Consider the following 6,902-nt stretch of genomic DNA (forward strand, 5'->3'; position numbering starts at 1 on the left):
CAGCGCGGCCTCCGCGCGGCGACGGCGTTCGAGCAGCCACTCCGGGAAGTAGGAGCCCTGCCGCAGCTTCGGGATCGCGACATCGACAGTCCCGGCGCGGGTATCGAAATCCCGGTGCCGGTAGCCGTTGCGCCGGTTCACCCGATCCTCGGACACGGTGCCGTAGGACGCGCCGCAGACCTGGTCCGCGTCCGCGGAGAGCAGCGTGTTGATGAACGTGGACAGCATCTGCCGCAGCAGATCCGGAGACGCCTGAGACAGCTGCTCTTCAAGGAAGCGAGCAGGATCGATACTGGGTACGACGGTCATCGTCGTGGTTCCTTTCGAGAGAGATGTAGGAGTTTCCTCGAAGGATCACGCGGTGACCGTCGCCATTCACAGCGACACGCTCACCGAGCTACCGATACACCACTCTGACGGACGCAACCTGACTGCCGAGGAAGGCGAGCGACTTCGCCTCCAGGAACACGCAGAGCGAAGACAGCATGCTCAGTTCGCCGGCGAGGCTCATGATCTCCGACGCGCGAAAAGTCACGTCCTCATCCCTCGCTTCGAACGTGGCTGACCACGCTGCGGAACCCGGTGGGGTGGGCTGAATGTAGACCTCGGTGGACGATTCAAGGAGCCGCACCGCCACGAGACCGGTGTCTGCACCGTCATGACCGTCCTGCGCGATCACTCGCAGCGAGCTTGCGATCGGGTAGCCGAGAGCGCGGAACTCGTCCAACCAGGACTCCAACGTCTGCCTATTGCGAAACGGCATCCGCGGCACCTCCCGTCCCATGCAGCACCAGTTGCCACACATGCTATTCCCGAGCTCGCAGAGCCGTCGATCCGAGTACCCGCGCGGCGCGTCCGCCGTGCATTCGGGGCGTCGCCCACTAACGCGCAGCACGATCCTTCGGGTGAAACCCCATCCTGTGGACACCCGTCGCACGCTGAGATTCCTTCGCACCGTGCGCGAGAGTCGCGCGGCTGCGCAGTGTTCGCTTGTCTGGGCCCTGGAGAGGATGCCAGCTCTACGATCGGGCTCAAGCAGAGAATGGGGAATCACATGTCCATTGCTGCATCCGACGGGGTGGCCTCGACGACTCGGACCGCGTTCAGTCGCTCCAGGTGCATCGCCCAGCAGATCGACGCCCACGCCCCGACTGTGTGGCGGCTGCTGACCATGGCCACGGGGTAGCCGAGGTGGAACTCGACGGTCGTGTCGCTGGAGGGCCAGATCGCTCCCGGTTTGAAGCTCAAGCTCGCCTCGACACTCGATCCGAGTCGAACGTTTTCCCTGGTGATCCCGCCGTTGAAGAAGAACTTTGAGCAGTTCACTGCCGACCTCAAGAACGCCGCGGAAGACGCGGGGCCCTGAGGAGCGACCACTGTCGGCCTGCGGCAGATCGACTTCACGCTCCGCCGCCGCACCCTCGCAGCGTCGCCAGGGAGCGCACGAGACTACAACGGCTTTCGCTTCAAGCCCGGTGTCATGCGTTCACCCGGCCGCACCTTCTGTCATTGGACGATCCTCATGCGCTCACCCTGCGAGGCGGGGTCGGTTCTGTATGAAGATCCGGGGGGGATGGTTGGGTGACGGTGGTCTGACGGGTCCGGCCCACCCTCTCCACGCGCGGGCCGATCTGCTCGTGCAGAGGCCGCCGTCTCACCCGGTCACGGGTACGCGCTCCCAAGTGAACAGTCGGCGGGTCGGGTTGATCGTGAGGCGCAGGTATTCGAACGGGAGCGACTCGCCGTGCACAACCACGCGGGTCACGCTGACATTGTCCAGCGGGCGGTCGACGACGTATTCGTGCGAGTCGCCTTGAAGGATCAGTACCATCCCGTTGAATGCTGTGGCCCGATCCGTAATGCGGTCCACGATTGGCTGCTCGGCGCTGCTTGGAAGCGGGGCCCAGGTGTCGGCGTGCATTGCCAGCACCACGCCGTCGAGATCATGCTGTTCTGCCGAGTCGAACGTCTCGTCGACCCAAGTGCATGCGGCGGCGATCCGGGCAGCGACTTCATCGATCTGGTCCTCCGTCGGCACGGTGTGTTCCAGGCCCGTCCACGGGTCCAGTCCGTTGTTGCTGCCGACGACATGCAGCGTGGCGAACACGACTCGCGACGCGAACCATCTGACGTTCTCGACCACGTCTGCTTGATAGTCGACGATGGCCCGCTGACCGCCGAGCAGGAAACCCGGGTCGGCAAAGAAGGTATCCCGCACCGCGGTGAGACGCTCCAGCGGGTTGTACCCTCCGCCTCGGGCGTGATGGCAGTCGGCCCACTCGTTGTCACCGGGCGTGTAGACCAGCGGCTCGTCGAACGACTCGAAAGTGGTCAACGCCGCCGCGAAGCGCTCGTCCGAGCATTCCGTGTTGCCGTCCTTGATATCACCGAGGTGAATGGTGAGCTGCACCTCGGGGTCGTCGTTGATCGCGTCGACCAGCAGGTTCAGCGACTCCTCCTGATCGACGCCGTACGGGACATCACCGATCACGGCAACGGTGGTGGGGTCGAACGACGTCTCAGCGCGGGTGAGGTCCAGCGGCGCCGCCGAATTCTCCGCGGTGGGGGAGATCGTCGACGTGGTTCCGCGGTCGTCGCGCGCCGGAACAGTGCATCCGGTCAGAACGACGATGAGCACGAGAACGGATGCCGAACCGTGTTTCATAGGCGGAGAATATCTCTTCGCAGGCACCGCGTGTCGACGACGCTCGAGAACCAGGCCAAAACGACGGTCGAAATCTAGGCCACCCAGAGCAGATTGGGTGGGTGATCTCGGTGGAAGATTGGGCGTTGATCAGGCGGCTGGTCAAGGATGGGGTTCCGCAGCGTCAGGTCGCCAGGGACCTCGGTATCGCGAGGGAGACGGTGGCCGCGGCGGTGCGGTCGGAGCGACCACCGAAGTATGAGCGGCCGGTAGCACCGACGTCGTTCTCGCCGTTCGAAGCGCGGGTGCGGGTGCTGCTGGCGGAGCATCCGTCGATGCCGGCGACGGTGATCGCGGAGCGAGTGGAATGGTCGGGGTCGATCACGTGGTTCCGAGAGAACGTGAGCCGGCTGCGGCCGGAGCATCGCCCGGTCGACCCCGCCGACCGGCTGAGCTGGGCGGCCGGTGATGCCGCGCAGTGCGATCTGTGGTTCCCGCCGCGGAAGATCCCGCTCGAGGACGGCTCGAGCGTGCTGCTGCCGGTGCTGGTGATTGTCCCCGCGCACTCGAGGTTCGTTCTCGGGAAGATGATCCCGACCCGCAAGACCGAGGACCTCCTGCTCGGGTCGTGGGACCTGATCCAGCAGCTGGGCGCGGTGCCGCGGCGGCTGATCTGGGACAACGAGCCCGGCATCGGGCAGAAGGGTCGGCTCGCGCAGGGCGTCGCCGCGTTCGCCGGAACTCTCGCGACCAAGGTGGTGCAGCTGCGGCCTTACGATCCGGAGTCGAAGGGGATCGTGGAGCGCCGCAACGGGTGGATGGAGACCTCGTTCATGCCCGGCCGCTCCTTCACCTCACCCGCGCACTTCAACACGCAACTCGCCGACTGGCTCGAAAAGGCGAACGCCCGCGTGGTGCGGACCATTAAGGCCAGGCCGATCGATCTGATCGATCATGACCGGTCCCGGATGCTGCCGCTGCCGCCCGTTCCGCTGCAGCTGGGCTGGCGGGAACGGGTCCGTCTCGGCCGGGACTACTACGTGCGCCTCGATGCCAGCGACTACTCCGTCGACCCGGCGGTGATCGGTCGGATGGTCGATGTCTCCGCTGATCTCGAGCGAGTGCGGGTGCGGCTGGAGGGGCGGATCGTCGCCGATCATGCTCGGGTCTGGGCGCGCGGCAGCACCGTCACCGACCCGGCGCACGTCGAGACCGCGAAACGGCTCCGGGAACTGTTCCAGCAACCCCGAGCGATCGCCGCAGCCGACGATCTGACGCGGGATCTCGCGGACTACGACCGGGCGTTCGGGATAAGCGGGGTGGCGTGATGAGCGCGAAGAGCACCGAGTCGGTTAAGCAGATCACCTACCTCGCCGGCGCGCTGAAAGCACCCCGGATCACCGAAGCCGCCAGCCGGATGGCCGACCAAGCCCGCGACGCCGGATGGTCGTTCGAGGACTACCTCGCCGCGATCCTGGAACGCGAAGTCTCCGCCCGCAACGCCTCCGGCGCCGAGCTGCGGATCAAGGCAGCAGGCTTTCCCGCGCGCAAGACGCTGGAGGACTTCGACTGGGACGCGCAGCCCACTGCCCGGCAGCAGATCGCCGCGCTCGCCTCGGGCGGGTTCCTGCTCGAAGCGCAGAACGTGGTGCTGCTCGGCCCACCCGGAACAGGGAAGACGCACCTCGCGACCGCACTCGGGATCGTCGCCGCCCGGCACGGGCACCGGGTGCTGTTCGCGACCGCGACCGACTGGGTCACCCGGCTCACCGACGCGCACCGGCAAGGCCGCCTCCCCAACGAGCTCGCCCGGCTACGCCGCTACGGGCTGATCATCGTCGACGAAGTCGGCTACCTCCCGTTCGAGCAGGACGCCGCCAACCTGTTCTTCCAGCTCGTCTCGAGCCGCTACGAACACGCCTCGCTGATCCTCACCTCGAACCTGCCATTCAGCGGCTGGGGCGGAGTCTTCGGCGACCAGGCTGTCGCGGCCGCGATGATCGACCGAATCGTTCACCACGCCGACGTCCTCACCCTCAAAGGCGCGAGCTACCGGCTCCGCGGCAGAGGCATCGACAGCCTCCCGAGCATCAAGACACAGGATCCGGCAGACTGAGCAAACGACAACCAGGTGGCCTAGTTTTCACCCGTCGCAATGGCCTACTTTTCGAGCGTCGTCGACACCGCGTTCGTCCATTGACTTCACGGGTGAATTGAGCATCACCGTCGTGCTTTTCCGACCGACGCTGATCCCAGAAGAAGAGCTGCAACGCGCTGCCGGGACAGCATCCCCAAACGGGCAATGCCCGGATCCCGTACCGTTCCGTGCATTGTCTGGCGCACCGAGCCGTTTTCCGTCCGGCGAGCAGGAGGCAGACGACGCACCGGTGCCGGGTCACTCTATGGCTGACCGCAGCGGGCTTAGCGGCGTTCGGCGCTTTCGATCGCTCGGTCGATCCCGTAGACGCCGAGTTGCAACAGCCGATCGAGAAGGTCCAGAAGAGCCGAGACGCGGTTCTTGTCGCGGGTCTGAGCAAGACCTCTCACGACCAACTCGGAGATGTAGTGGGCGTCACCGGCTGCTCCGGTTCGGATGTCCGATACGTCGCCCCCGTAGATGTCAAGGAAGCGATGCGCGGCGAGATCCACTAGGTCATCGACCTTGTCGGGGGCTTCCTGCAAGGCGATAAGCAGTTGCGGGGTGGCGTGATCATAGCTGGGCGACGCGATGAGGTCCGCGATGAAGCTGGCAAAGGGGCGCAGAGGTTGACCCCGGAGGTGGCCGGCGAGCTCGCCCACTGTCTTGCGGACTTGGTCGTCATCGTCGGTCATGAGTTGACGTAGCGCGGCGAACACAAGCTCCGAGTTGGCGGCGCGGTCGACCCTGGCGCTGCACACAGTCGCCGCGCCTGCGCGGACTTCGACGTCTGCGGCGAGTGCTCGTTCCATGAGCTCGGGACGGTCCCATTGAAGCGCGGCGAATGCTGCCATGCTGCCCCCTGCCCGCCTCACCTCCACATCGATTGAGTCGAGCATCCGCTCGATCACCGGGTCAATCCTTTCTGGGTTGACGTTGCCGATGTAGAGCATCAGATCGCCGACGCGGTCGGATGCGAGCAGGATGTCGTCGGTATCGATCAGGCGTTCGAACCCTGAGTAGGCGGTCGTTCTTGCATGGCGAAGGCAGGCCGCGATGGTGTGGGCGACGCAGGACCGGACGCTGAGCACCGGATCGCTGGCGAGTTCTAGAAGGTGGGGGCTTACCGCCGCGGTGCGTTCGCCATCCGCGTCGTGCACGAGGAGGTCCCCAAGACTTTCCGCGAGGCTGCCTCTTGAGGTGTTTATACCGTTCTGACGTAGGTCACGACCGCGTGGGCTGTCGCCCTGACGCGTGAATACCGGTGAGTCGTCCGCCGGGTTTGGTGAATGCAGTGCGCGGTCTCTGACCAGTTCGACGAGGTCGAGGGGTGCTTCGTCGAGTACGCCCCGCAGCGACCAGCCGAGCCAGCGATCACACTCGCTCAAGCCAAGACTCATGGTGTGCCGGATGGCGTTGAAAACTGCGGGGAGCGCGGCGCTTGGGATCGTAGCCTCCCCGAACCCCCAGAGGATGGCGCTCGGATAGGCCGAGTTCGTGGCGGCAGTCATATGCATCGCCAGGCTGGCAAACCGCAGCGGGTCTTCTTTGGTGCGTTCCTTGAGCATGTGCGAGAGTTCTCGCGCGCCACCGACTGAGGGATCGCGGTCGTGTTCGCGATCGTCGTTGTCATGCCTGGCGATCGCCCGAAACCATTGCTGGTTTGTCATCTTGCCAGTCGCAGCAGGATTGATCGGTGAACCGACGGTATAGCTGATGATGCCGGTAGGCGGAGGAGGCAGCTCGATGCCGAACTTCCGTTTATACTCCGCGAGACGCCGAATGCCAGTTGGACTTAGGCGGCCTCGGTCGAGCGCGGACAAGAACTTGAAGGCTGTATAGCCGTAAAGAGCGTGGCGCTCGTAGGGGTTGCGAAAGTCGCGCAACTCGGCCTCGAGGCGCATGTGGTTGTCATCGGAGACAACCGGCGAGATAGCCTCAATGACTTCACGGGAGAGCCAGTGACTGTCTGAGAGGTAGCCGGCGTCAAGCCGGGTCCCGCCTTCAAGGATCAGTTGGGCTGCCCAGTCCGCCAAAGTCGCCGCGCCGCCGACTAGCTGTACCCGGTCAGGACGTTGGTCGCAGTCGGCTGATCGGGGGTTTGCCTCCGAGAGCTGAGTG

The 6,902-nt window shown here is 65.1% G+C and carries 6 protein-coding genes and 1 pseudogene; 3 read left to right on the top strand and 4 right to left on the bottom strand.

The genetic code is table 11. The annotated features are described in order from the left end of the window. On the bottom strand, positions 1–309 hold a 309-nt coding region (locus MJ607_RS19660), incomplete at its 3' end, for a transposase (protein WP_243077336.1). An 88-nt stretch (positions 310–397) separates the two neighbouring features. Then, positions 398–727: a hypothetical protein gene (locus tag MJ607_RS19665; RefSeq protein WP_243077337.1), complete on the bottom strand. Its 330-nt coding sequence runs from the start codon at positions 725–727 to the stop codon at positions 398–400. A 480-nt stretch (positions 728–1,207) separates the two neighbouring features. On the opposite strand from MJ607_RS19665, the gene MJ607_RS19670 reads away from it, so the two are divergent. Beyond that, positions 1,208–1,366 carry a hypothetical protein gene (locus MJ607_RS19670; RefSeq protein WP_243077338.1) on the top strand — a complete coding sequence of 53 codons (159 nt, stop codon included), beginning with the start codon at positions 1,208–1,210 and terminating at the stop codon, positions 1,364–1,366. 288 nt (positions 1,367–1,654) lie between these two features. On the opposite strand, the gene MJ607_RS19675 is transcribed toward MJ607_RS19670, so the two are convergent. Further along, on the bottom strand, positions 1,655–2,665 hold the full coding sequence (locus MJ607_RS19675; RefSeq protein WP_243077339.1) for a metallophosphoesterase family protein: 1,011 nt from the start codon (positions 2,663–2,665) through the stop codon (positions 1,655–1,657). A 101-nt stretch (positions 2,666–2,766) separates the two neighbouring features. Here MJ607_RS19675 and istA point away from each other — a divergent pair, with 101 nt between their 5' ends. Beyond that, positions 2,767–3,972, top strand: coding sequence for an IS21 family transposase (istA, locus tag MJ607_RS19680; protein WP_243077340.1), 1,206 nt, complete (start codon positions 2,767–2,769; stop codon positions 3,970–3,972). Then, complete coding sequence (gene istB, locus MJ607_RS19685; RefSeq protein ID WP_243077341.1) at positions 3,972–4,760, top strand: IS21-like element helper ATPase IstB; 789 nt, start codon at positions 3,972–3,974, stop codon at positions 4,758–4,760. Before istA ends, istB begins: the two co-directional genes overlap by 1 nt. A 305-nt stretch (positions 4,761–5,065) precedes the next feature. Here istB and MJ607_RS19690 read toward each other — a convergent pair. Beyond that, positions 5,066–6,902 (bottom strand): annotated as a pseudogene (locus tag MJ607_RS19690) (hypothetical protein); the annotation flags it as partial.

Source organism: Microbacterium sp. SS28 (assembly GCF_022761035.1).
Lineage (GTDB): Bacteria > Actinomycetota > Actinomycetes > Actinomycetales > Microbacteriaceae > Microbacterium.

Bases quoted from the DNA above. Each gene is read 5' to 3' on its own strand.
- MJ607_RS19675 (WP_243077339.1), bottom strand. From the start codon at position 2,665: ATGAAACACGGTTCGGCATCCGTTCTCGTGCTCATCGTCGTTCTGACC.
- istB (WP_243077341.1), top strand. From the start codon at position 3,972: ATGAGCGCGAAGAGCACCGAGTCGGTTAAGCAGATCACCTACCTCGCC.